The 23,076-nt window shown below is 72.4% G+C and carries 21 protein-coding genes; 10 read left to right on the plus strand and 11 right to left on the minus strand.

Going from position 1 to position 23,076, the window contains the following annotated elements; translation table 11 throughout:
- Position 1: 1 nt before the first annotated feature.
- The 4 genes from DY240_RS03805 to DY240_RS03820 all read left to right on the plus strand — a co-directional run bounded on the left by DY240_RS03805 (position 2) and on the right by DY240_RS03820 (position 3,147).
- Positions 2–238 carry a hypothetical protein gene (locus DY240_RS03805; RefSeq protein WP_119658635.1) on the plus strand — a complete coding sequence of 79 codons (237 nt, stop codon included), beginning with the start codon at positions 2–4 and terminating at the stop codon, positions 236–238.
- Entirely contained in the window at positions 235–1,527 is a 1,293-nt protein-coding gene (locus DY240_RS03810; RefSeq protein WP_199700772.1) for an NYN domain-containing protein, read from the plus strand. The genes DY240_RS03805 and DY240_RS03810 overlap by 4 nt, the downstream gene beginning before the upstream one ends.
- A 266-nt stretch (positions 1,528–1,793) precedes the next feature.
- Complete coding sequence (locus DY240_RS03815) at positions 1,794–2,036, plus strand: hypothetical protein (protein WP_119658636.1); 243 nt, start codon at positions 1,794–1,796, stop codon at positions 2,034–2,036.
- Positions 2,037–2,166: 130 nt separating this feature from the next.
- Positions 2,167–3,147 (plus strand): C40 family peptidase, encoded by a 981-nt coding sequence (locus tag DY240_RS03820; protein WP_119658637.1) that lies wholly within the window; start codon positions 2,167–2,169, stop codon positions 3,145–3,147.
- A 497-nt stretch (positions 3,148–3,644) separates the two neighbouring features.
- Here the strand turns inward: DY240_RS03820 and DY240_RS03825 are convergent, their stop codons facing one another.
- The 5 genes from DY240_RS03825 to qcrB form a co-directional block, all read right to left on the minus strand.
- Positions 3,645–4,286 carry a response regulator transcription factor gene (locus tag DY240_RS03825; RefSeq protein WP_199700774.1) on the minus strand — a complete coding sequence of 214 codons (642 nt, stop codon included), beginning with the start codon at positions 4,284–4,286 and terminating at the stop codon, positions 3,645–3,647.
- A gap of 10 nt (positions 4,287–4,296) precedes the next feature.
- Complete coding sequence (locus DY240_RS03830) at positions 4,297–5,868, minus strand: GAF domain-containing sensor histidine kinase (protein WP_158602722.1); 1,572 nt, start codon at positions 5,866–5,868, stop codon at positions 4,297–4,299.
- Between the two features lie 259 nt (positions 5,869–6,127).
- Positions 6,128–6,265 (minus strand): hypothetical protein, encoded by a 138-nt coding sequence (locus DY240_RS31625; RefSeq protein WP_158602723.1) that lies wholly within the window; start codon positions 6,263–6,265, stop codon positions 6,128–6,130.
- A 21-nt stretch (positions 6,266–6,286) separates the two neighbouring features.
- On the minus strand, positions 6,287–7,582 hold the full coding sequence (locus DY240_RS03835) for a serpin family protein (protein ID WP_119658640.1): 1,296 nt from the start codon (positions 7,580–7,582) through the stop codon (positions 6,287–6,289).
- A 24-nt stretch (positions 7,583–7,606) separates the two neighbouring features.
- A complete protein-coding gene (gene qcrB / locus DY240_RS03840) occupies positions 7,607–9,187 on the minus strand; it encodes a cytochrome bc1 complex cytochrome b subunit (protein ID WP_158602724.1) in 1,581 nt (526 codons plus the stop codon).
- Between the two features lie 89 nt (positions 9,188–9,276).
- Between qcrB and DY240_RS03845 the strand changes: the two genes are divergently transcribed.
- From DY240_RS03845 to DY240_RS03860, 4 genes are read left to right on the plus strand one after another with little or no spacing between them, the layout of a single operon-like run.
- On the plus strand, positions 9,277–9,660 hold the full coding sequence (locus DY240_RS03845) for a polyketide cyclase / dehydrase and lipid transport (protein ID WP_119658642.1): 384 nt from the start codon (positions 9,277–9,279) through the stop codon (positions 9,658–9,660).
- Between the two features lie 40 nt (positions 9,661–9,700).
- Positions 9,701–10,150: an SRPBCC family protein gene (locus DY240_RS03850; RefSeq protein ID WP_119658643.1), complete on the plus strand. Its 450-nt coding sequence runs from the start codon at positions 9,701–9,703 to the stop codon at positions 10,148–10,150.
- Positions 10,147–11,082, plus strand: a complete 936-nt coding sequence (locus DY240_RS03855) for an ROK family glucokinase (protein WP_119658644.1) — start codon at positions 10,147–10,149, stop codon at positions 11,080–11,082. Before DY240_RS03850 ends, DY240_RS03855 begins: the two co-directional genes overlap by 4 nt.
- The gene (locus tag DY240_RS03860) at positions 11,079–11,771 is read left to right on the plus strand and encodes an endonuclease/exonuclease/phosphatase family protein (protein WP_119658645.1); all 693 of its coding nucleotides are present in this window, start codon (positions 11,079–11,081) and stop codon (positions 11,769–11,771) included. Before DY240_RS03855 ends, DY240_RS03860 begins: the two co-directional genes overlap by 4 nt.
- 8 nt (positions 11,772–11,779) lie before the next feature.
- On the opposite strand, the gene DY240_RS03865 is transcribed toward DY240_RS03860, so the two are convergent.
- Complete coding sequence (locus DY240_RS03865; protein WP_119658646.1) at positions 11,780–12,280, minus strand: hypothetical protein; 501 nt, start codon at positions 12,278–12,280, stop codon at positions 11,780–11,782.
- Complete coding sequence (locus tag DY240_RS03870; RefSeq protein ID WP_119658647.1) at positions 12,277–13,059, minus strand: alpha/beta hydrolase; 783 nt, start codon at positions 13,057–13,059, stop codon at positions 12,277–12,279. Before DY240_RS03870 ends, DY240_RS03865 begins: the two co-directional genes overlap by 4 nt.
- 114 nt (positions 13,060–13,173) lie before the next feature.
- Between DY240_RS03870 and DY240_RS03875 the strand changes: the two genes are divergently transcribed.
- Positions 13,174–13,866 (plus strand): lysophospholipid acyltransferase family protein, encoded by a 693-nt coding sequence (locus DY240_RS03875; RefSeq protein WP_119658648.1) that lies wholly within the window; start codon positions 13,174–13,176, stop codon positions 13,864–13,866.
- A 635-nt stretch (positions 13,867–14,501) separates the two neighbouring features.
- Here the strand turns inward: DY240_RS03875 and DY240_RS03880 are convergent.
- Positions 14,502–15,668 (minus strand): osmoprotectant NAGGN system M42 family peptidase, encoded by a 1,167-nt coding sequence (locus DY240_RS03880; RefSeq protein WP_119658649.1) that lies wholly within the window; start codon positions 15,666–15,668, stop codon positions 14,502–14,504.
- A gap of 38 nt (positions 15,669–15,706) precedes the next feature.
- On the opposite strand from DY240_RS03880, the gene DY240_RS03885 reads away from it, so the two are divergent.
- A complete protein-coding gene (locus DY240_RS03885; RefSeq protein ID WP_199700776.1) occupies positions 15,707–17,344 on the plus strand; it encodes a DUF885 domain-containing protein in 1,638 nt (545 codons plus the stop codon).
- Between the two features lie 536 nt (positions 17,345–17,880).
- On the opposite strand, the gene ngg is transcribed toward DY240_RS03885, so the two are convergent.
- The 3 genes from ngg to DY240_RS03900 form a co-directional block, all read right to left on the minus strand.
- Positions 17,881–19,608 (minus strand): N-acetylglutaminylglutamine synthetase, encoded by a 1,728-nt coding sequence (gene ngg, locus DY240_RS03890; protein WP_407659273.1) that lies wholly within the window; start codon positions 19,606–19,608, stop codon positions 17,881–17,883.
- Between the two features lie 37 nt (positions 19,609–19,645).
- A complete protein-coding gene (locus tag DY240_RS03895; RefSeq protein ID WP_119658651.1) occupies positions 19,646–21,433 on the minus strand; it encodes an N-acetylglutaminylglutamine amidotransferase in 1,788 nt (595 codons plus the stop codon).
- 175 nt (positions 21,434–21,608) lie between these two features.
- The gene (locus DY240_RS03900) at positions 21,609–22,967 is read right to left on the minus strand and encodes a trypsin-like serine protease (protein ID WP_119658652.1); all 1,359 of its coding nucleotides are present in this window, start codon (positions 22,965–22,967) and stop codon (positions 21,609–21,611) included.
- Between the last annotated feature and the right edge of the window lie 109 nt (positions 22,968–23,076).

Consider the following 23,076-nt stretch of genomic DNA (forward strand, 5'->3'; position numbering starts at 1 on the left):
CATGCCCGTTCCCCAGCCGTCCGAGACCACTCGGTGGCGCTGCGCGCAATGCGGCAACCTGACCCGGTTCGACGTCGTGCGGTCCAGCCGCGTGCGCGAGTTCGTCCACGTCGACCTCTCGGGCGTCCCGAAGGTCGAGGAGACGGACGTCCTGGCGGAGTCCGTCGAGCGTGTGGTCTGCCGGTGGTGCGGCGGGGAGGAAACGGTGGAGCTCGTCGCGCGGCCTGACTCCGCGTGAGCACGCTGCCCGACGCGGTGCGGGCGCGGCTCGTCGCGCTGGGGTCGGACGTGCTCGGTTCGATGCCAGCGGCCGAGGTCCCGCGTGTGCTGCGGCCGATCGCGAGGTTCGCGGCGGCCAAACGCGCCCGTCTGGGCGCCAGCGCCATCGCGTCGGCGCTCGACACCGAGGCGGGCTTCCGGCGCCGCGTCCTCGACGCCGCGTCCGCCGCCGATCCCGCGCTCGCGAAGGCGCTGGAATCGGGGTCGGCGCCGGCCGCCGCCGACCCCGTCGACGTCGCCGTTCTCGCCTACCTCCTGCGCCCCGACGGGTGGGAGACCATGGTCGAGACCGCGGCCGCCTCCGTCCGCCGCGGCGACGACGAGGGCCGGCTCACCCGCGAGGCGGCCGCCGCCGAGCGGCTGCGCGAGCAGCTCGAGGCCGCCCGCGCCTCCACGCGCGAGATGCGCGCGACGATGCGCGCGGAGATCGACCGCCTCAAGGCCGAGAACACCATGCTGCGGCGGCGGGTCCAGGAGACCCGCGAGCGGCTGAGCGAGGCGCGTCAGCAGGAGCAGGACGAGCAGGAGCAGGCCGGCCGCGAACTGGCCGAGGCTCGCGCCGCCCTGCGCGCCGCCGAGACGGAGGCCCGCCGGCTCCGTGCGCGGCTCGCGGACACCGAGGCAGCCCTGGAAGCGGCCCGGCGCAGCGGCCGGGCCGAACGCGGCCTCGGCACGGCGCGGCTGGCGTTGCTGCTGGACACGCTGGGCGAGGCCGCGGCCGGGCTCCGTCGCGAACTGGCGTTGCCGGCCTCGACCCTCTCGCCCGCCGACACCGTCGAGGCCGCCGTCCCCGGCAGCCCGCTGGACGGCGGCGCCGTCGGCCGCGCCCGGGCCGCCGACGAGCCGGGCTATCTGGACGAGCTGCTGGCGCTGCCGCGGGTCCACCTGATCGTCGACGGCTACAACGTCACCAAGGCCGCCTGGCCGGCCATGCCGCTGGACGCCCAGCGGTCGCGGCTCGCGCAGGGGCTGGCGGCGGTGTCGGCCCGGACGGGCGCCGAGGTGACGCTCGTCTTCGACGGCGCGGACGTGACGGTGCCGCCCCCGGTCCCGGGGTCGGGGATCCGGGTCCGGTTCAGCCCGACGGGGCAGACGGCGGACGAGCTCATCCGGCGCATGGTCCGGGCCGAGCCCCAGGGCCGCCCGGTGGTGGTGGTGTCCTCGGACCGCGAGGTCGCCGAGGGTGTGCGCCGTCCCGGGGTGCGCAGCGTCGAGTCCGTGGCGTTGATCGGGCTGCTCGGCCGGTGACGGTGGGGGGCCATCACCACGTCTTCTCGACCGTCGACACGGTTGCAGGCGTAGTGCGACACGAGCTTTCGCAGTGAACGTGATCATCTCGGGCCGGAGGGCGGCGAACTCGGGCGCCGATCCGGTGCACCACCAGTCACATCCATCACTCCAATCACCTGCGGAAACTTCTGTCTCGTGGCGACCTTGTCGGACCCTGCCCTTAACGTCGGTGATCAGCGGGGAGGAGAGCTCGCCCGCGGAAGGTGTGAGAGGGAGGGACGGTCATGCACATCGACTGCGATCGCTGCGAGATGCGGGGCCTGGCGTGCTCCGACTGCGTGGTCTCGGTGCTCCTGGGGCCCATCGACAGCGAGCTGGGTGGTGAGGAGCGCCAGGCCCTGGGGGTGCTCGCCGACGCGGGGCTGGTGCCGCCGCTGCGTCTGGTCGTGACGGAGGGTGACGACGCGACCAGAAAATCGGCCGAAACCCGCGTGGGGGATTTGCGGGAGGCACGTGAGGCTGGCTAGGCTCCCGGCCCAGGTGCCTGTATCCCGCCCCGAAGGAAGGACCAGAGTGCCTGAGCCAGGTGGTCACCCCCGCCGTCCGCGCCGCGCGCTTGTCGCGTTGTGCACCGCAGCTGTCAGCGTCACCGGGGGAATGACCCTCATCACGCAGAGCAACGCCGACCCGAAGCCGACGATCTCCGAGGTCAGGGAGCAGGTCGACGCCCTCTACCACCAGGCTGAGCAGGCGACGGAGCGGTACAACGCCGCCACCGACGAGCTCGCCGAGGTGCAGCGCCGCATCGAGCGCGCGCAGGCGTCGCTCGAGCGGCAGCAGCAGGCCGTCGACGCCGTCAGGGCGCAGATCGGCGCGTACGCCTCGGCCAGCTACCGGTCCGGCGGCATCGTCGACCCCACGCTGCAGACGCTGCTGGCCGAGAGCCCCGAGGACTTCCTCGCGCAGGCGTCGGTCATGAACGCGTTCGCCGGGCAGCAGGCCGAGAGCCTGGCCAGCGCCGCCGACGTCAGCCGCAGCTACGAGGCCGCGCGCCTCATGGCCGACGAGGAGTTGACGCGCCAGCAGGCCGTCGAGGCCACGCTCGAGACCGAGAAGGCGACCGTCGAGCAGCTACTGGCCGAAGCGCAGGAGATCCTCGACCAGCTGGAGGCCGAAGAGCTGGCGCAGCTGGAGGAGGACCGCGAGGAGAACGCCGAGGTGCCCGACCGCGGCGAGGACGACGAGGCCGACGAGGACGAGGACACCCCGACCGACCCGCCGCCGGTCTCCGGCCGTGCGGGCGTCGTGGTCGAGTTCGCGTTGGCGCAGCTCGGCGAGCCTTACGCCTGGGGCGGCGACGGGCCCGACAGCTGGGACTGCTCGGGTCTCACCTCCGCCGCCTGGGCCGAGGCCGGCGTGAGCCTGCCGCGCTCGTCCGGCTCGCAGATCGGCGTCGGCACCCGCGTCTCCAAGAGCCAGCTCGAGCCCGGTGACCTGGTGTTCTATTACAGCCCCATCAGCCACGTCGGCATCTACATCGGCGACGGCCAGATCGTGCACGCCACCCACCCGGGTGACGTCGTGAGCGTCGACGACGTCGACCTCATGCCGTTCGCGGGCGCCACCCGGCCGGGCTGACCCTTCCCCGAACACCCGAGAGCCGGGCGCCCCGCGGGCGTCCGGCTCTTCTCGTTCGAGGTGACGCGACCGGACGAGCCACCCGTGACCCCGTTGTCACGGGCGCTCGCTCCACCGGTTGCTCTCGCGGTGCAACCGCTGATCGGTGCGACGTCAGCCGACGCTGATGGCGTGCGCCAGCTGCCAGCTGATGAACCACGTGCCGGCCAGGATCACTGCGAACACGGCCAGCCGCATCAGAGCGCTCTCGATGCGCACGGAACTCCGCTGCCGTAGTACGTCACGCATGGTCGATCACCCCCGGACTTCTCAACCTCGTACCGGCAGGCCAACGCCTGCCTACATCAAGGATGAGGTCAGATGAGTTGGGGGTCGATGGAGCGAGCGTCTACTTACGTATCGACCGAACGGGGGAGATCCGTCACAGTCGGTGACGGCACGTCACGCAGTGTCACGGGAACGGTGCCGATGTCACAGGAGTACGTCCTGGTGTCACATTACCCCGGTTGCGCCTCTTCACCATGGCTCAACAGTCCAGCTCGTACCGCGGCCATGATCGCCTGGGCCCGGTTCGAGGCGTTGAGCTTGTCGTAGAGCTTCGAGACGTGGGTCTTCGTGGTCGACTCGCTGATGTACAGCTTGCGGGCGATGCTCGACACGCCGAGGCCGTCGGCCAGGAGGTCGAGCACCTCGCGCTCACGCCGGGTGAGCTGCGGCCCGGTGGGGTGCAGGCGCCGCTGCATGGCCTCCGCCAGGCCGTCGGCGACGAACGCGGACGGGGTGGCGGCGGCGTGCCGGGCGGCGGCGACGACGTCGTCGCTGGGGGAGCTCTTCGGCACGAACGCCGACGCGCCGGCGTCGAGCGCGCCGAACAGGTGGTCGTCGCCGGCGTACATGGTGAGAATGACCAGGCCGATGTCGCCGCGGTTCTGCCGGAGCCGCTGCGCCAGCTCGAGGCCGCTGCCGTCGGGAAGCCGGATGTCGATGACCGCCACCGTGGGCTGCGTCGCCTCGGCCAGTTTCTGTGCCTCGGCGACGGTGGCGGCTTCGCCGACCACGGTGAATCCGGCGTCGCGTTCGAAGGCGCGACGCAGACCTTGGCGGATGAGCTCGTGGTCGTCCACGAGCATGACCGACATGGGCACGGTGTTACCCCTCTCCATGAACGTTGCCGAGGGATACGTCGACGACCGTACCGCTCTCGGGCCTGTCTTCGATGACGAGTGTGGCGCCCACTCGCCGGGCACGCTCGGCCATGATCTCCAGACCGTAGCGGCCGCGTGGCTGCTCCCGCATGCCCATGCCGTCATCGACCACGCGGATCTGCGCGTTGGGCGGGCTGACGGACACGGTGACCCACAGGTTCTTCGCCTTCGCGTGCTTGCGCACGTTGGTGATGGCCTCCTGGCCGATGCGCAGCAGTTCGGCCTCGACCTCCGGACGGAGGCGGTCGTGCTCCTCCTGGTGCACGAGGTGGACCTTGAGCCCGGCCTGCGCGCCCACCTGACGGGCGTAGGCCGACAGGGAGGTGCCGAGGCCGCCGTCGTGGTCGAGGTCGCTGCGCAGGTCGAAGATCGAGTGCCGCAGGTTCGACAGGATGCGGGTGAGCTCCTGCCGCAGTGTGGTCGACAGCGACTTGGCGTCGGCGTCGGTGGTGCGGGCGATGAGGTCGTCCACGAGGTAGCCCAGCGAGGTCAGTTCCTGGGCGATGCCGTCGTGGATCTCGCGGGCCAGCCGGCGCCGCTCCTCGCGGGTGGCCAGCTCGCGAACCTCGTCGAAGAGCAGCGCGGTCTCCAGCCGCAGCGCGCCCTCGTCGGTCGAGCCGACGAGCAGCTGCAGCTCCTCCGAGGACACCTGGTCGGGCACGTCGGCGACGATGACGCCCATGGTGCGCGACCCGACCCGCAGCGGCAGCACGACGCGGTAGCCCCGCCGCCCGTTCGGCGTCCAGGCCGGTGTCTCGCTGCTCCACGCCTCGAGAACGACGGGGTCGCGCTCGGCGCCGAGCAGCCAGCCGTCGTCCTCGCCGCGGTGGGCGAGCGGGAACAGGTTGCCGCCCTCGCGCCGCACCAGCAGCGCGGCCCGGCGGACGGCGAGCGGCCCGGCCACGTGGTCGAGCAGGCCCTCGGCGAGTGTGCCGGGGTCGAGGCCGACCGAGAGCCGGCGCGACACCACCCGCAGCTCCGACAGCAGCCGGTAGGCAGCGGCGTAGCGCCCGCCGTCGGCGATCTGGATGCTGTCCAGACGCAGCACCCACGCCCCGATGGCGCCGGTGGCGAAGATGATGACGATCCAGACGGACACGCTGCCGAACGTCGGCAGCTCGATCAGGTTCCCGCCGGCGAGGATGTTGCCGATGGCCAGGCCGATCGCACCGACGAGCGTGGTGACGGCGGTGCCCATGATGCTGCCGGCGAGACCGGCGGCGAACGCGGGGACCAGCAGGTAGGGGAGCGCGAGGTAGGCCTCGGGCAGTCCGAGCCCGACGATGATCGACGCCAGCGCCATCTCGGCGGTCACCTGAACGCGGGTACGCGGCAGGATCCGTTCGGAGATGGCGGCCGCCAGCGCGACGAGGGCCAGTGCGCCGAGCCACCACCAGTCGGTGACGACGCTGCGGGCCGACCCTGTCAGGGCGATGACGAGTGCGAGCATGCCGGGCCGCGCGACGGCGACGCCATGCCAATGACGCTGGACGGAATCGGGGGCCCACACACTCACAGGCGGCAGTTTGCCGTAAAACCGCGATCCGCGAGTTCCGAATCGCGGCATGTGCCCGTACTTCGAGACATGAATTCGATCAAGAAAACGTGATCTGAGCCACAGAACCGTCCGTTACTGGCAGTGACGGCTTCGAAACTGACTGTGACGCTGTGACACCGTCTCAGCTTCGAGTCGCGCGTTCGCCGGAAGTACGTTATAGGCCCGATTCGGCCGGTGCCATTGCGCCGGCGAAACGGACATCGCGGGCTCGATCGGCTCAGGCCCGGGGATCGGCGACGGTGCCGAGGAAGAGGATCGTCCCGGTCGAGTCCGGGGCAGGCGACTCCGCCGTTCCGCGGGCCGCGACCGGCAGGCCGCCCGTCAGTGCGGCGGAGACCGGTCGCCGGTACGGCATGCCGGCCCCGAGGGCGGTGCGTCAGCCGCGCGGGTCGGTCACCGCCCCGAGGAAGACGATGGTGCCCGTCTGGCTGTCGGAGATGGTGAACGCGAACGGGCGGTCGACCCGGAAGCTCTGGCCGGCGGAGGTGCGGGTGAGCCCGCCGGTGACGGCCGCGGCCTCGGTGCCGGCCTCGTCGACCCGGATGTAGGTCTTGTGGACGACGGTGTCGAGGGCCTGCGGCTGCGGCGACATCGGGCGGAAGTCGGCGTTTTGGAAGGCCGGCCCCATGCCGAGCGCTGTCAGCGCGTCGCCGAGGTCGGCGTCCCACTCCAGCTCGAACTTCGGCACGGCGACGGTCTGCAGTTCCTGCGGCGTCAGCGCGGCGACGGCGGCGGCCCACTCGGCGGCGTCCAGCGACGACAGCAGGCCCGGCAGCCCGGCCGCGTCGTCGGGGAGCAGGATCTCCATGCCGTACCGGCCCTCGGTGCCGTAGGGCAGCCGCAGCATGGAGTAGCCGTCGCGCTGGACGAACGGGAGCGTCTGCCCGCGCAGCATCATCAGCGGGACGTCCGCGCTGCCGCCGCCGGCCAGCGCGAACGGCTGCGTCTGGGTGTCGTCGGGGTCGAACTGCGTGGTCCACGTGCCGAGGAAGTAGACCGCGTTGAGCAGCACCAGCGCGGCCTGCGGGTCGGGCAGCCCGAGGTCGCCGGCGATGCCGTCGATGCGATCCTCGGTGTGCTCGCGCACCCAGGCGTCGATCTCGTCGGCGGTCTCCTGCGCACCGAGGTCGGCCTCGTCGACCGTCGCCCCGAAGGAGTCGCGCACGAACGACAGGTAGTCCTCCTCGAACGGCACCCCCTCCTGCGCCCACAGCGCGTTGGCCGGCGCCAGCGTGACGTCGGAGGTGTCGGCCAGCTGCCGCAGCAGCGCGCCCACCCGCACGTCGCGCGGATCTTGCAGGTGCAGCGCGCCCGCCATCGCGTCGGCGGTGTCGCCGCCGGCCCCGGCCAGCACCATGGCCAGCATCGACGCGACGGAGACGGGGGAGGTGACGGTGTTCGCCCTGCCGTCGGTCAGCTGCCCGAGAAGGTCGAAACCGAACTGGTTGACCGACGCGCCGACGGCGCCGGCGTCGGCCGGCGCGAGGTCGGCGACGACGTCGATGCGCGGCGCCGGTCCCGGGTCGGTGGTCGGCGACGCGGCGGACTCGGCCGCGCCGGAATCGCCGGACGCCGAGCCGCCGCTGCCGTCGTCACCCGCCGGGCCGGACCCGCAGCCCGCGACCAGCAGGGCACCGGCGAGCACCGCGGTGACCGCGCGGGGCAGGGACATGAGCGCACCTCCGGACGACGAGTATCAAGCATGCTCCTTCACTTGGACGTCGCCGGAGACGGGTCGGTTGCCGGGGAGATCGGCGAAGTAGAAGCGCGACGCCAGGGCGCGGCGCCGATCGGCGCGGTAGTGCGGGTTCGCGACGCCGTGCTCGTCGGCCGGCGCGCCGGCACCGGCGGGCACCAGCGCCGCGCCGTGCGGCACCCGCCGCTCGGCCTCGCGGGGCGTGAGCGGCCGGTGCAGTTCGCTGAACCCGCCCTCGGGACTGACGACGACGATGCCGGTCGCGTGTCCGTGGCGCAGTTCCTCCAGGTCGCGCAGCCGCAGGCCGAGGAGGATCCGCTTCGTCGCCCAGAATGCCAGCGGCGGCGCGACGACGACGGCGGCCTGCAGGAACCGGACCAGCGGCTCGAGCGGGACGTGCAGCAGCGTGGCGACGACGTCGCTGGCGCCGGCGATCCACAGCACCAGGTAGAACGCGACGAACGCGGCCACCAGTGCGGTGCGCACCGGCATGTCGCGGGGCCGGTCGAGGACGTCGGGGTCGCGGCGGTCGCCGGTGGCCCACTGCTCGAACCAGGGGTACAGCGCCAGCGTGGCCAGCACGACGCCGGGCAGCACCATGACGGGGACGACGACGCTCAGCGTCAGCGTGTAGCCGAACACGTCGACCTCCCATGGCGGCATCAGCCGCACCGCGCCGTCGAGGAACCCGAGGTACCACGGCGGCCGGCTGCCCGCCGGCGCCTGCGACGCGTCGAACGGTCCCCACAGCCAGACGGGGTTCACCTGGACGGCCGCCGCCATCGCCACGATCCCGCCCGCGATCAGCAGGCCCAGGCCGCCCATCCGGGCGGCCCACCGGGGCAGCGGGTCGCCGGCCGGGTCGTCCGCCGCGTCCGCCGCGTCCGCCGCACGCCACCGCCGGTACGCGAGCAGCAGCCAGACGGCGGCCAGCCCCACGATCAGCGCCGGCAGCACCCACACGTGCACCGCGTTCAGGCGGCTGATGATCTGGTCGCCCGGGAACTCGTCGCCGAACACCAGCCACGACAGCCACGTCCCGACGACCGGCGCGGCCAGCAGGTAGCCCTCCGTGACCCGCAGGCCGGTCCCGGACTGCATGTCGTCGGGGAGCGAGTGGCCGAGGTACGCCTCGACGATGCCCAGGACCAGCAGCCCCAGCAGGAGCAGCCAGCCGACCCGCCGGTGCCCGCGGAACGCGCCGGCGAGGAACACCCGCAGCAGGTGCGCGGACAGCGCCGCGATGAACACCAGCGACGCCCAGTGGTGCACCTGGCGCACCAGCAGCCCGCCCGGCACCTCCATCGAGATGCGCACCGTCGACGCGTAGGCCTCGGACATCGTGACGCCGCGCAACGGGCCGTAGTCGCCGGTGTAGACGACCTGCCGCATCGACGGCTCGAACCAGAACGCCAGCACCACGCCGGACACGAGCACCAGCAGGAAGCTCACGACGGCCAGCGGCGCGAACAGGTCCGTCCACCGCCGCGGCACCGGCAGCCGGCGCCGGGTCATCGGCCCGTGCCGGTCGGCCAGCCCCACCACACCGGCGACGAGAGGGTGTTTCGTCAGGTCGGACATGCCGTACTCCTTGCGATCGCTCCTGTACCTAGGACCGATGCCGGGCCGGGATTGTGACATGACGTCGATCACGTCCGTAGGCTGCGGCAATGGCGCCGGCGATCGATCTCATGGACGACACGTTCGTGGTGGCCGAGCGGGCCGAGCTGGCGGCGTACGTCCGCGACCCCGCGGTGTGGCGCGCGTGGTGGCCGCGCCTGACGCTCGCCGTCCACCAGGACCGCGGCCTCGAGGGCGTGCGCTGGACCGTCACCGGCGAGCTGACCGGCAGCACGGAGTTGTGGCTGGAGCGGTGGGGCGACGGCGTCCTCGTCCACTGGTTCCTGCGTGCCGACCCGGCGTCGCCGCGGGCGCGTCCCGACCGGCTGGCCCGCCGGTACACCGTCGCGTTCAAGGCGCGCATCCACGAGCTGAAGGACCGCCTCGAGCACGGACGACCGGCCGGCGTGCCGCGGCTGCCGCCGGCTCGATAGTCTGCGGTTTCCGCCGTCCGGCCGATGGGACACTTCATTCATGGCTTCGCAGACCACGTCGAGCATCGTCGTCGCGGCGACGCCTGACCGCATCATGGCCGTGATCGCCGATCTCGAGGCGTACCCCGAGTGGACGGCCTCGGTCCGCGAGGTCGAGGTGCTGACGGTCTACGAGGACAGCGGGCGGCCGGGCGAGGCGAAGTTCGTGCTCGACGCCGGGCCCATCAAGGACCGCTACACGCTCTCCTACGAGTGGGACGGCGACGACGAGGTCCGGTGGAGCCTGGTCGAGGGCGGGCTGATCAAGGAGCTGGACGGCTCCTACACGCTGGCCCCCGTCGACGACTCGAGCACCGAGGTGACGTACCAGCTGACGGTCGACGTCGCGATCCCGATGCTCGGGCTGATGAAGCGCAAGGCGGAGAAGGTCATCATCGACACGGCTCTGAAAGAGCTGAAGAAACGCGTCGAGGACGGAGTGGACGAGTGAGCCTCACCATCGGGGTCGACGTCGGCGGCACCAAGATCGCGGCCGGCGTCGTGGACGAGAAAGGCGTCATCGGGGCGCGGGCGCGGCGCGAGACGCCGTCGCACGACCCCGCGGCGATCGTCGAGACGATCATCGAGGTCACCAAGGAGCTGGCCGACCAGCACGACGTCGAGGCCGTGGGCGTCGGCTCGGCCGGGTTCATCGACTCCGCCCGCTCGCGGGTCCTGTTCGCGCCGAACCTCGCCTGGCGCGACGTCCCGGTCCGCGACCAGGTCGCCGAGGCCACCGGCCTGCCCACCGTCGTCGAGAACGACGCCAACGCCGCCGCCTGGGGCGAGTTCCGGTTCGGCGCCGCCGAGGACGTCGACGACATGATCCTGCTGACCATCGGCACCGGCGTCGGCGGCGGCGTGGTGCTCGACGGCCAGATCTACCGCGGCGCGCACGGCGTGGCGGCCGAGCTCGGCCACATGCGCGTGGTCCCCGACGGTCACCTGTGCGGCTGCGGGCTGCGCGGCTGCCTCGAGGCCTACGCCAGCGGCACCGCTCTCGTGCGCGAGGCGCGCGAGGCGGCCAGCCTCCCGTCGGCCGAACGGCTGCTCGAACTGGCCGGCGGCGACGCGCAGCGCATCACCGGCCCCATGGTCACCGAGCTGGCCAACGCCGGCGACGAGCTGGCCATCGTGCTCATCGCCGAGGTCGGGCGCTGGCTCGGCGAGGCGATGGGCTCGTTCACGGCGGTGTTCGACCCCGCCGCGTTCGTCATCGGCGGCGGCGTCTCCGCGGCCGGCGACCTGCTGCTGCGTCCGGCCGAGGAAGCGTTGCGCAAGCACACCACCGGCGCCGGCCACCGGCCGGAGCCCGAGGTGCGGGTGGCGACGCTCGGCAACGACGCCGGCGTCATCGGCGCGGCCGACCTCGCCCGGGTGTGACGGCCTCGCAACCGGCCGTCACGCTCCGGGTCGTCAGCTACAACGTCCGCGGTCTGCGCGGCGACGGTGCCGCCGTCGCCCGGGTGCTGCGCGAGCTCGACCCGGACGTCGTGTTCGTCCAAGAGCTGCCGAAGGTCCTGCTGTGGCGCGGCCGAGCCGCCTCGTTCGCCCGCCGCGCCGACCTGCTGTACGCGGCCGGCGGCGGCACGACCGGCGGGACGGCGCTGTTCACGGCCGTGCGGGTCGACCTGCGCGAGGTGCAGGAGCACCGGCTGCGGCGCACGCCCGGGCTGACCCGGCGCGGCCTCGTGCTGGCCCGGCTGGAGAAGGACGGCGTCGCGTTCGCGGCCGGGTCGCTGCACCTGGGTCTGGACGCCGGCGAGCGGGCCCGGCACCTGACGGACCTCACCGGCCTGGTCAACCGGCTCGGCGCGGCGACGACGGTGCTCGGCGGCGACCTCAACGAGCCGCCGTCCGCGCCGACGTGGACCCGGCTGGCCTCGCAGTACACCGACGCCGGCGCCGCCGACCCGACACCGACGTTCTCGGTCGCCCACCCGCGGCAGCGCAGCGACGGCATCTTCGTGAGGGGCGCGGAAGTGACGTCCTACCGCGTCGTCGACACGCCGGACGTCCGCGTGGGCAGCGACCACTTCCCGGTCGTGGCGGAGCTCACCCTCCCGCGGTAGGGCGGTCGCTAGATGACGGCGCCGTCGTCGGGGTCGTTGGGGTGGTGGCCGCGCATGCGGGCGATCAGCGTGACGAAGCCGGCGATGAAGGCGACCACGGCGAAGAAGACGATCTCGTCGGACGGGCGCCAGGACATGATCGCGACGATGATCAGCGCGATCGGAGGGGCGATGACGGCGGCCCAGGCCAGCCGCTGGATGCGGTCGCCGCGGGGGATGGGGGCGGGGACCGGCGGGACGAAGTGGTTGGCCGCCTCCTCGGCGGCGTCGTCGTCGATGCCCGCGCCGACGCTGCCCTCAGCGGCCGCGTCGGAGCCCGCGCCGCGCCCCGTCACCGATCCCAGCGTCACCGAGGCGTCGCGGAAGTCGTCGGGGCGGACGCCCTCCTCGAGGCGCTCGTCGGGGCCGAGCTCCTCCGCGGCCGGCCAGGGCTGGTCGCCGTCGCCGGCGGGGGAGGCGTGGAACGAGTCGATCAGCTCGGCCCAGGTCTGGTCGTCGTCTCGGCTCATCGCGGCAGGCCCCGGTTCCTCTTCGTGGTGACTCGTTCGACGAACGCCGTGGAGCCCGAGAAGATTTCCGGGGCGTCGTAGTCGAGGGTGGCGACGTGGTAGCTGCGCCGCAGGACGACCTCGGCGACGTCGGTGGAGGAGACGCCGGAGAGGATGACCGGTGCGCTGGTCGCGTCGACGACGTGGTCGTTCGCGCTGCGGTAGAGCAGCAGCGGCTGGGTGATCATGGCGAGGTCGCGGCGGACCAGCTGCCACAGCTTGGTCTGCGACCACAGCGCCCGCAGCGGGGTGCGGTCGTAGGCGCGCTCGTCCTGGCCGGGCATCGCGATGTCGCCGGACAGCCCGGCCGCCGACCGACGCAGCAACCGCAGCACGGGCAACGCCAGAAGCCGCTTGTCGGCGCTGGTGACGACCGGGTTGACCAGCACCAGACCCTGCACCAGCGCCCCGTGCTCCTGGGCCAGTCGCAGCGCCAGGCAGCCACCCATCGACAGGCCGGCGACGACGACCTGCTCGCACCGTTCGGCGAGGTCGAGCAGCGACCGCTCGACCCGGCGGTACCAGTCGGGCCAGGCGGTGACGTTGAGGTCCTGCCAGGTGGTGCCGTGACCGGGCAGCCGCGGCAGCTCGACGCTGTACCCCTGGCCGGCCAGGTGCTCGGCCCACGGACGCAGAGAGGCCGGCGAGCCGGTGAAGCCGTGGCAGAGCAGCACGCCGACGGGGCCGCCGTCGCGCCGGTACGGCTCGATCGAGCCGACCGCCTCGCCCTCAGAGAGCATCGCGTCCCCTCCCGTTCCGCGCCGGCACTCGCACCAGCATGGTCGCATGCGCCCGATCCGTCCGCGCGGGCGAGGCCCGTCGTCGGCCGGGCTCTTTGGCGGTAGTGTTCCGACGTGTTCTATTGGCTGATGAAGAGCGTCTTCCTCGGGCCGATCCTGCGGTTGATCTATCGGCCCTGGGCCGAGGGTGTGGAGCACGTCCCCGCCAAGGGCGGCGCGATCCTCGCGGGCAACCACCTCACCGTCGTCGACTCCTTCTTCATGCCGCTCGTTCTCGACCGTAAGGTCAGTTTCCTCGCCAAGAGCGACTATTTCACCCAACGCGGTGTCAAAGGGTGGTTGAAGCGCGTCTTCTTCGGCGGGACGGGCAACGTCCCGGTCGACCGCTCCGGCGGCCGGGCCAGCGAGGCGGCGCTGCGCACGGCCGTGCAGATCCTCGAGAGCGGCGAGCTGCTCGGCATCTACCCCGAGGGCACCCGGTCGCCCGACGGCCGGCTCTACCGCGGCAAGACCGGCGTCGCCCGCATGGCCCTGGAGGCCCGGGTCCCCGTCGTCCCGGTCGCGATGATCGGGACCGCGGAGATGCAGCCGGCCGGGCGGATCATCCCCAAGCTGATGCGGCCGGGCATCCGGTTCGGTGCGCCGCTGGACTTCAGCCGCTACTACGGCATGGAGACCGACCGCCACGTCCTGCGGTCGGTCACCGACGAGATCATGTACGCGCTCATGGAGCTGTCCGGCCAGGAGTACGTCGACGTCTACGCGGCGTCGGTGAAGGCCAAGGCCGCCGAGCCCAAGGACGGCTGATCGGTCCGCGTTGGGTTGGCCGGCGTTTGCTGCGTTGGGCCGTCCCCCTGCTGCCCGATTGTCTTGGCCGCGGACGCGCGCCTCAAGTCCGCGCGCGTTGTTGTTGGCCTTCGCTGTGATTGGGGCGCTTGGACTTGACCCGCGCGTCCGCGGCAAAGAATGGGCAGCTATCAGGGGGACGGGGGGAGTGTGGCGACGGCTGCCGGGGCGTCTGGCCGGCTTCTGTGTGGCGTTGGTGTTGTTGAGCGTCCACGTGGTGAGATGTCGCCGTGATCCGGGGGGCATCACGAGGATTACCCCAGCGTCAACACCCTTACAGTCATGTTGAAGCTCGCGGAATCCTCGTGATGTAGGCGATCGTCGATGATCATCGCTGTCCACAGCCCGACAAACGGGGCGAAACGGGCACGAGAAGGGTGAGGCGTGCCCAGATCCTCCCCGTCCCCCTGATAGCTGCCCGTTCTTTGCCGCGGGCGTGCGGGTCAAGCGGTCATCGTCGCGCGAAGCGCCAATAGTCCGCTTGACGCGCCCGTTCGCGGCAAGAGAATGGGGCAGCAGGGGGACGGGGAGCCGACCCTGGCGAACGCCACACCGGCGAACCTCCACCGCCTGGGCCCTCGCCCGTCGGCCTTGGGTCAGTGCCGGCCGGGGTAGTGGTCGGGCTCGGGCTCGGCCGGCTGGACGCTGTGGCTGGGGAAGTCGGCCAGCGCGCCGGTGGGGCGGTCGTCCCACTCGCTGAACGTGAGCGGACTGGACAGGTACGCCGTCAGCAGCTCCGCCGTCCGCCGGATGCTGTCGAGGTGGGTCCGCTCGTGCCCGTGGCTGGAGTCGACGCCGAAGCCGATCAGGGCGGTGCGGCACTCCAGCCCGGACTCGACGGCCGGCGCGGCGTCGGAGCGGTAGAAGCGGTAGACGTCGCGGCGGAACGGCAGCTCGTTGCTCTCGCACAGCCCGATGAGCCGCCGGGTCAGGTGGTAGTCGAACGGGCCGGTGGAGTCGAGCATGCCGATGTTGACGGTGTCCTCGCGCGACTCCTGCCCCTCGCTGACCACGGCGTTGTCGACGGCGACCAGCTCGGCCACGTACTCGTCGAGGCCGTGGGTGGCGCCCATGCCGACCTCCTCGCCGATGGTCACCAGCAGGTGCGCGGTGACCGGACGGCTGCGGCCGTCGTCGACCAGGGCCTTGACGGCGGCCAGGCAGGCCGCGACGCCGGCCTTGTCGTCGAGGTGCCGGGCCTTCACGTAGCCGTTCGGGGTGATCTGCGGCGCGGCGTCGAGCGCCACGAAGTCGCCGACCGAGACGCCGAGGTCGAGGAGGTCCTGCCGGCTCTCGACCGGCTCGTCCAGCCGCACCTCGACCTGGTGCCAGCCGACGCCCTGGGTGTCGACGGCGTCGCCGAAGTTGTGGCCGCTGGACATCAGCGGCAGCACGGTGCCGGTGTGGATGCGGCTGAGGTCGTCGGTGAAGACGGTGACGTGCGCGCCCTCGGCGAACCGCGCGCTGTGCGTGCCCACCGGGACCACCTCGAGCCGGCCGTTCTCCTTGAGCCGCTTCACCATGCAGCCGATGGTGTCGGCGTGCACGACGACCGCCCGGCTCGCCCCGCCGGGCCCGCCCTCGCCGGGGAGCGTCGCGCGCAGGACGCCGCGCCGGGTCAGCCGGATCCGCACGCCCAGCTCCGTCAGGCGGTCGCCGACGATCTGCATGACGGCGTCGGTGCGGCCGGACGGGCTCGGCGTGCGCAGCAGCTCGAGGAGGACGTCGCGCAGGTACTCCTCGTGGATCGGCAGGCTCTTCATGCCTCTACCCTGACATGCCGCACCGGTACGCTGCCGGGGTGCCCGCGATCGACGTGACCCAGGTGGCCGACGACTACCTCCGCGACCTCGCGGACCTCGACCCCGACGCCGCGCAGACGCTGGGCCGGACGCCGTCGCCGCTGATCCCGGACCTGTCGCCGGACGCGTTCGCGCGGCGGCACGAGGTGACGGCGCGCGCGTCGGCCCGGCTGGCCGCGGTGTCGCCGGGCGGGTTCCGGGAACGGGTGCTGCATGCGGCGCTGTCCGAGCGGCTGGCCAGCGACGTCGCGCTGTACGAGGCCGGCTTCACCACGGCGCTGCTGGCGCCGCTGGCCACACCGGTGCATCAGGTCCGGCGCACGTTCGACGACCTGCCGGCGGCGACGGCCGACGACTGGGCGGTCATCGGCCGCGAGCTGGCGCGGGTGCCGCTGGCGCTGCGGGAGTACACGGCGACCCTGACGGCGTCGGCGGACCGCGGACACGTGGTGGCCCGGCGGCAGGTCCTCGCCGTCGCCGCGCAGTGCGACGGCTGGGTGGCGGACCGGTTCTACCCCGCGCTGGTCGAACCCGCCGGGTCGTCGTCGCTGGCCCGGCTGGCCGACGCGGCGGCGGAGGCCACCGCGGCGTTCGCGACGTTCCTGCGCTCGGAGCTGCTGCCGCGCGCCGGATCGCGCGACGGCGTCGGCCGCGAGCTGTACGAGGTGACGTCGGCGGCGTTCCTCGGCGCGCCCATCGACGCCGAGGAGACCTACGCCTGGGGCTGGGACGAGCTGGCCGCCCTGACGGCGCGGGCGCGGGCCGTCGCCGGCGAGGTCGTCCGGTCCGGCGACGTCGACGACGCGGTGCGGGCGCTCGACGCCGACCCCGCCGGCACGATCGACAGCGTCCCGGCGCTGGAGGCGTGGCTGCAGCGGCGCGTCGACGAGACGATGGACGCCGTCGCCGGCACCCACTTCGACGTCCCCGGCCGCACCCGCCGCGTGGAGTGCCGCGTGACGCCGTCCGCGTCGGGCGTCATGTACTACGTCCCGGCCGACCCGGGCCTGACCCGGCCGGGGCGGGTCTGGTGGACGCTGCCCGGCGGCGTCACCCGCGCGCACGTCTGGCGCGAGGTGTCGACGCTGCACCATGAGGGCGTGCCCGGCCACCACCTGCAGTACGCCGTCACGCTGGGGCTCGGCGACCTGCACCCGTGGCAGCGGTCGCTGTGCCACGTGCACGGATACGCCGAGGGCTGGGCGCACTACGCCGAGGAACTGGCCGACGAGCTCGGGCTGATCCGGACGCCCGGGGAGCGGCTCGGGATGATCTTCGCGCAGCTCTGGCGGGCGGTCCGCGTCGTCGTCGACCTCGGGCTGCACCTGGACCTGCCCATCCCGCGCGGCAACGGTCTGGTCGACGCCGAGCGGTGGACGCCGGAGCTGGGCGCCCGGCTGCTGACCGACGTCGCGCGCGTCGACCCGCAGACGGCCGCGTTCGAGGTCGACCGCTATCTCGGCTGGCCCGGCCAGGCGCTGGCGTTCCGCGTGGGTGCGCGGCTGTGGCGCGAGGCCCGCGCGGCGGCGTCGGCACGGGCTGGCGCGGCGTTCGACCTGCGCCGCTTCCACGCCGACGCCCTGCGCCTCGGGCCGGTCGGCCTCGGCCCGCTGCGGACGCTGCTCACCGACGCCTGATCCGTCGGCGGCGTTGGCCCCGTCCCCCTGCTTCGTTGGGGCCGTCCCCCTGCTGCGTTGGGGCCGTCCCCCTGCTGCCCGATTGTCTTGGCCGCGGGCGCGCGCCTCAAGCGGACCGAGGAGGCGCTTCGCGCCGATGCGGACCGCTTGACCCGCGCGCACGCGGCTAAGAACGGGCAGCTATCAGTGGGACGGGGGAAGAGCGGCGACGGTCGCCTCGGGCGTCGGCCCCCGTTACGGTGTGGCGTTGGTGTCGTTCGGCGTCCACGTGGTGAGATTTCGCCGTGATTCGGGGGCCATCACGAGGATTGCCCCAGCGTCAACACCCCTACAGCCATGGTGAAGCTCACGCAATCCTCGTGATGTAGGCGATCGTCGATGATCATCGCTGTCCACAGTCCGACAAACGGGGCGAAACGGGCACGCCAAAGCGTGAGGCGTGCCCGCTCTGCCCCGTCCCCCTGATAGCTGCCCGTTCTTGCCCGTCCGCGGCAAGAGAATGGGCAGCAGGGGACGGCCAAGGCTCCCAACCCGACTCACTGCGGCGCGGAGGGCGGTTCCCAGGCGCGTGGCGTGGTGCGGGTCGCCGGGAAGAGCAGGTCGACGAAGCGGGCGGCGGTGGGCTGGGGCTCGTGGTTGGCCAGGCCGGGCCGCTCGTTCGCCTCGATGAGCACGTACTGCTCCTCGGCCGGGCTCGCGACGATGAGGTCCAGCCCGGTCACCGGGATGTCGATCGCCTTGCTGGCGGCCACCGCGGCCGCCGCGAGCGCCGGGTGCAGCGACGCCGTCACGTCGTGGATCGTCCCGCCGGTGTGCAGGTTGGCGGTGCGCCGCACCCGCAGCTCCGCGCCGTCGGGAAGGACGTCGCCCAGGTCGTAGCCGGCGGCCCGCACGGTCTCCACCGTGGTGTCGTCCATCGGGACCCGTGACTCGCCGCCGGTCGCGGCGGCGCGGCGGCGGCTGTGCGCGTCGATCAGCTCGGCGACGGTGTGCCGGCCGTTGCCGTAGACGGTGGCCGGACGGCGGACGGCGGCGGCGACGACCTCGTGCCCGATGACGACGATGCGCAGGTCCTCGCCCTCGACGCACTCCTCGATGAGGACGTCGGGGCAGTACGTGCGGGCCAGCGCGACGGCGTCGGCCAGCGCCTCGGGCGTCGTCACCCCCACGGTGATGCCGCGGCCCTGCTCGCCGCGGACCGGCTTGACCACCGCCGTGCCGACCTCGGCCAGGAATGCCGCGTCGGCCTCCGGCGTCGACGCCGCCACGCCGCGCGGCACCGACAGCCCGGCCCGCTGGAAGATCCGCCGGGTGTGCTGCTTGTCGTCGCAGCGGCTCATCGCCACCGCCGTCGTCAGCTCGGACAGCGACTCGCGCGTGACGATGCGCCGCCCGCCGTGCGACAGGCGCAGCTCGCCGCTCTCGGCGTCGGTGATCTCGACGAGGATGCCGCGCCGCCGCGCCTCGTCGGCGATGATCCTCGCGTAGGGGTTCAGCTCGGTGGACTCCACCGGCCCGGCGACGTACAGCGGCTCGTTGATCGGGTTCTTCCGCTTGACCGCGAACACCGGCACCCGCTGGAACCCGAGCTTGGTGTACAGCCGGATCGCCGGGTCGTTGTCGTGCAGGACGGACAGGTCGAGGTGGTCGCGGCCGCGGCCGATGTACCGCTCGGCCAGCACCCGCACCAGCGCCTCGCCGACGCCGGGGATCGTGCACTGCGGGTCGACGGCGAGGCTCCACAGGCTGGCGCCGTTGTCGGGGTCGTCGAACGCGCGGACGTGGTCGACGCCGGTGACGGTGCCGACGATCGTGCCGGTGCGCTCGTCCTGCGCGACCAGGTAGGTGAACGTCGGCGTGCGCTGGTTGGCCCACATCAGCTCGGTGTCGCCGGTGACCATGCCGCGCGCCGCGTACAGCCGGTTGATCTCCTCGGCGTCGGCCAACTCGCTCATCTTGCGGACGAACACGCCGGCGACGGGGTTGCGTCGCGGCCGGTAGCGGTGCAGCTCCAGCCGGTAGGTCAGCGACGGGTCGATGAACAGCTCGCCGGGGGCGTGCGACACCAGCACGTGCGGGTCGGCGACGTACATGGCGATGTCGCGACGGCCCTCCTCCTCGGCCCGGAGCAGGTCGATGACGTGGCGCGGGTCCTCGAAGGTCTGCGCGAACACCAGCCGGCCCCAGGCGAGGTCGACGACGACGTCGCGCTTCATGTCCCGGACGAGGTGCTCCGGAGCCTCCTTCCACGGCGTGCTCCACAGCGAGTGCTGGCCCCTTCGACGGGGATCGTTCACGGGGTCACGCCCCCGACGGCAGCTGCGTCTGCAGCCAGAGTTCGAGCAGGCCGAGCTGCCAGAGCCGGTTCCCGCGCAGGGGAGTGAGGTCGGCGTTCGGGTCCCGGCGCAGCCGGTCGACGTACTCGGGCCGGAACAGACCACGCTCGCGGGCGGCGGCGGAGTGCAGCGCGTCGTCGACGAGCTCGAGGTACGGCCCCTGCAGGTACTTCAGCGCCGGCACCGGGAAGTAGCCCTTCGGCCGGTCGATGACCTCGTGCGGGATGACCCGGCGCGCGGCCTCCTTGAGCACGCCCTTGCCCTCCTGGGCCAGCTTCAGCTCCGGCGGGCACTGCGCGGCCAGCTCGACCAGCTCGTGGTCGAGGAACGGCACCCGCGCCTCCAGACCCCAGGCCATCGTCATGTTGTCCACCCGCTTGACGGGGTCGTCGGTCAGCATGATCTGGGTGTCCAGCCGCAGCGCCGCGTCGACCGCCGTCTCGGCGCCGTCCCTGGTGAAGTGCTCGCGGACGAAGTCGAGGCTGACGGCGCCGTCGGTCAGGTACGACGGCGCGACGACCTCGGCCATGGCGGCGTGGTCGCGGTCGAAGAAGGCCTTGGCGTAGGTGGCGACGGCGTCGGCGCGGTCGACGCCGGCCAGCGGCGGGTACCAGTGGTAGCCGGCGAACACCTCGTCGGCGCCCTGCCCGGACTGCACGACCTTGACGTGCTTGCTGACCTCCTTGCTGAGCAGGTAGAACGCGACGGCGTCGTGGCTGACCATCGGCTCGCTCATCGCGGCGACGGCCTCGCCCAGCGACGGCAGCAGGTCGGCGCCGACCCGGATGCGGTGGTGGTCGGTGCCGAACTCGCGGGCGATGACGTCGGAGTACTTGAACTCGTCGCCCTCCTCGCCGCCGACCGCGTCGAACCCGATGCTGAACGTGTTGAGGCCGGTCTGGCCCTCCTGGGCGAGCAGCCCGACCACCAGGCTGGAGTCGAGGCCGCCGGAGAGCAGCACGCCCACCGGGACGTCGGCGACCAGGCGACGACGGACAGCGACACGGAGGCTTTCCAAGACGGCCTCCTCCCAGTCGGCGGCCGACCAGCCCGCCTTCGCGGGGTCGCGGGTGAACGACGGGTCCCAGTAGACGCGCTCGCGGCTGGAGCCGTCGGGCTCGACGACCCGGACGGTGGCCGGCGGCAGCTTGCGCACGCCGGCGAGGATCGTGTGCGGCGCCGGGACGACAGCGTGCCAGGTCAGGTAGTGGTGCAGCGCGACCGGGTCGATGGAGGTGTCGACGTCGCCGGCCCGGACCAGTGCCGGCAGCGTGCTGGCGAACCGCAGCCGGTTCGGCGTCTCGGCGAGGTAGAGCGGCTTGATGCCGAGGCGGTCGCGGGCCAGCACGAGCCGGCCGGTGTCGCGCTCGTGGATGGCGAGGGCGAACATGCCGACGAGGTGGTCGACGAAGTCCTCGCCCCAGCGGTGGTAGCCCTTGGCGATGACCTCGGTGTCGGACGTGGAGAAGAACCGGTAGCCGTACCCGCTCAGTTCGTCGCGCAGCTCGCGGTAGTTGTAGATGCAGCCGTTGAAGACGACGGCCAGGCCCAGCTCGGCGTCGACCATCGGCTGGTGGCCGTGGGGGGAGAGGTCGATGATGGACAGCCGGCGGTGGCCCAGCGCCAGCGACCCGTGCGCGTAGGCGCCTGAGTCGTCGGGTCCTCTGGCCACCATCGCGTCGCACATGAGGCCGACCGAGGAGAGGTCGGCGGGGCGGTTGTCGAACCTGAATTCTCCGGTGAGACCGCACATGTGTTTCGACCCTACCCACCTCTGGCTGCCTGGCGCGGCGAACCCGGTCCGCCGGCGCGCCTTCTGCGGACCGGTACCCGCAGCTCAGAGCCGGAAACGCATTCGGCGGCGGCGCATCCGTGAGATGCGCCACCGCCGAACGGTAGAACGTGTGCTAGCTACTCAGGTGATCGGCTCAGACGTTCGAGCCGGTCACGCGGCGGCGCGCCGCGAAGGCCGCACCGGCGCCACCCGCGGCCAGCAGCAGGGCCAGGCCGATCATGGTGGTGGTGCTGGAACCGGTGTCGGGCAGCTCCTCGCCGTCGCCGTCGTCGTCACCCGGGTCCTCGGTGGGCGTCGCGGTCGGCTCGGAGGTGGGCTCCTCGGTCGGCGTCGGGGTCGGCGTCTCCGTCGGCTCCTCGGCCTCGGTGACCGTGATGGTCACGGTGGCGGGGATACCGTCGGTGTTGCCGTCGTTGGCGACGTACAGGAAGCTGTCCTCGCCGGTGAAGCCCTCGGCCGGGGTGTAGATGACCGACGTGACGTTCTCCGGGTCCTCGGTGGTCAGCTCGCCGTTGCTGGCGTCGGTCACCTTGTAGCTGAGCTCGTCGTCGTCGGCGTCGGTGCCCTCGAACACGATCTCGACCGGCGTGCCCGCCGTGGTCTCGACCGCGATGTCGGTGACCTCGGCCGGAACGTTGCCAGCGGCGACGGCGGCGATGTTGTCAGAGAAGGCGCTCAGCTGGGTGTAGATGCCCGGGAAGCCCGCCTGGGCGCACCCGTTGCCCCAGCTCACCACGCCGACCTGGATGTACTCGCCGTCGGTGACTTCGGCGAGCAGCGGACCGCCGGAGTCACCCTGGCAGGAGTCGATGCCCTCGGCGCCGGCGCACAGCTCGGCGTCCGGGGTGAGGTTGTCGCCGTAGCCGGCGGCGCACTCCTCGTCGCTGACGAACGGGACCTGGACCTGCTGGAGCTCCTCGCTGCCGGCGTTGGCGCCCTCTTCGAGGTCACCCCAGCCGATGACGGTGAACTCCTCGACCTCGTCGTAGCTCGTGTCGGACACGATCTCGACCGGCGTGGCGTCGGCGGGGTCGACCGGCTCGGCCAGCTTGACCAGGGCCCAGTCGTTCGGGATGCCGCTGATGTTGGCGGAGTAGACGTACTCGGCCTGGTACCAGTTCAGCTCGGACTGGTTGAGCGAGCCGAAGCCGACGGTGACGACGTCGGTCGGGCCGCTGCCGCCGATCTCGGCGACACAGTGGGCGGCGGTCAGGACCCACTCCTCGTCGTACAGCGAGGCACCGCAGGAGCCGTACGTGCCGTTGCCGAAGTCGACGCGAAGCTGGCCGATGAACGGGTACTCACCCTCGGGGGCGTCCTCGCCACCGACGATGCGGGACTCGATGTCCGCCTTCTCGACGGAGATCTGGGCATCCACCGGGACTTCTTCGGCGGCTGCGGCGGTGCCGGCGGTGCTGACGACGGTGGCGCCCGTCAGTACAGCCGCCAGCAGCGCGCCCGCAATTCGGGCGCGCGCGCGGAAGGTAGTCACACTGTCTCCAATTCACATGAATGTCAGTTCAGCATCGAGCCCCCCGCTACCACGCGTGCCCGTGGACGCAGGAGGGCCGAAATGCTGGGAATGCTACACGAGGCACCGA

The sequence above is a fragment of the Jiangella rhizosphaerae genome (genome assembly GCF_003579925.1).
Lineage (GTDB): Bacteria > Actinomycetota > Actinomycetes > Jiangellales > Jiangellaceae > Jiangella > Jiangella rhizosphaerae.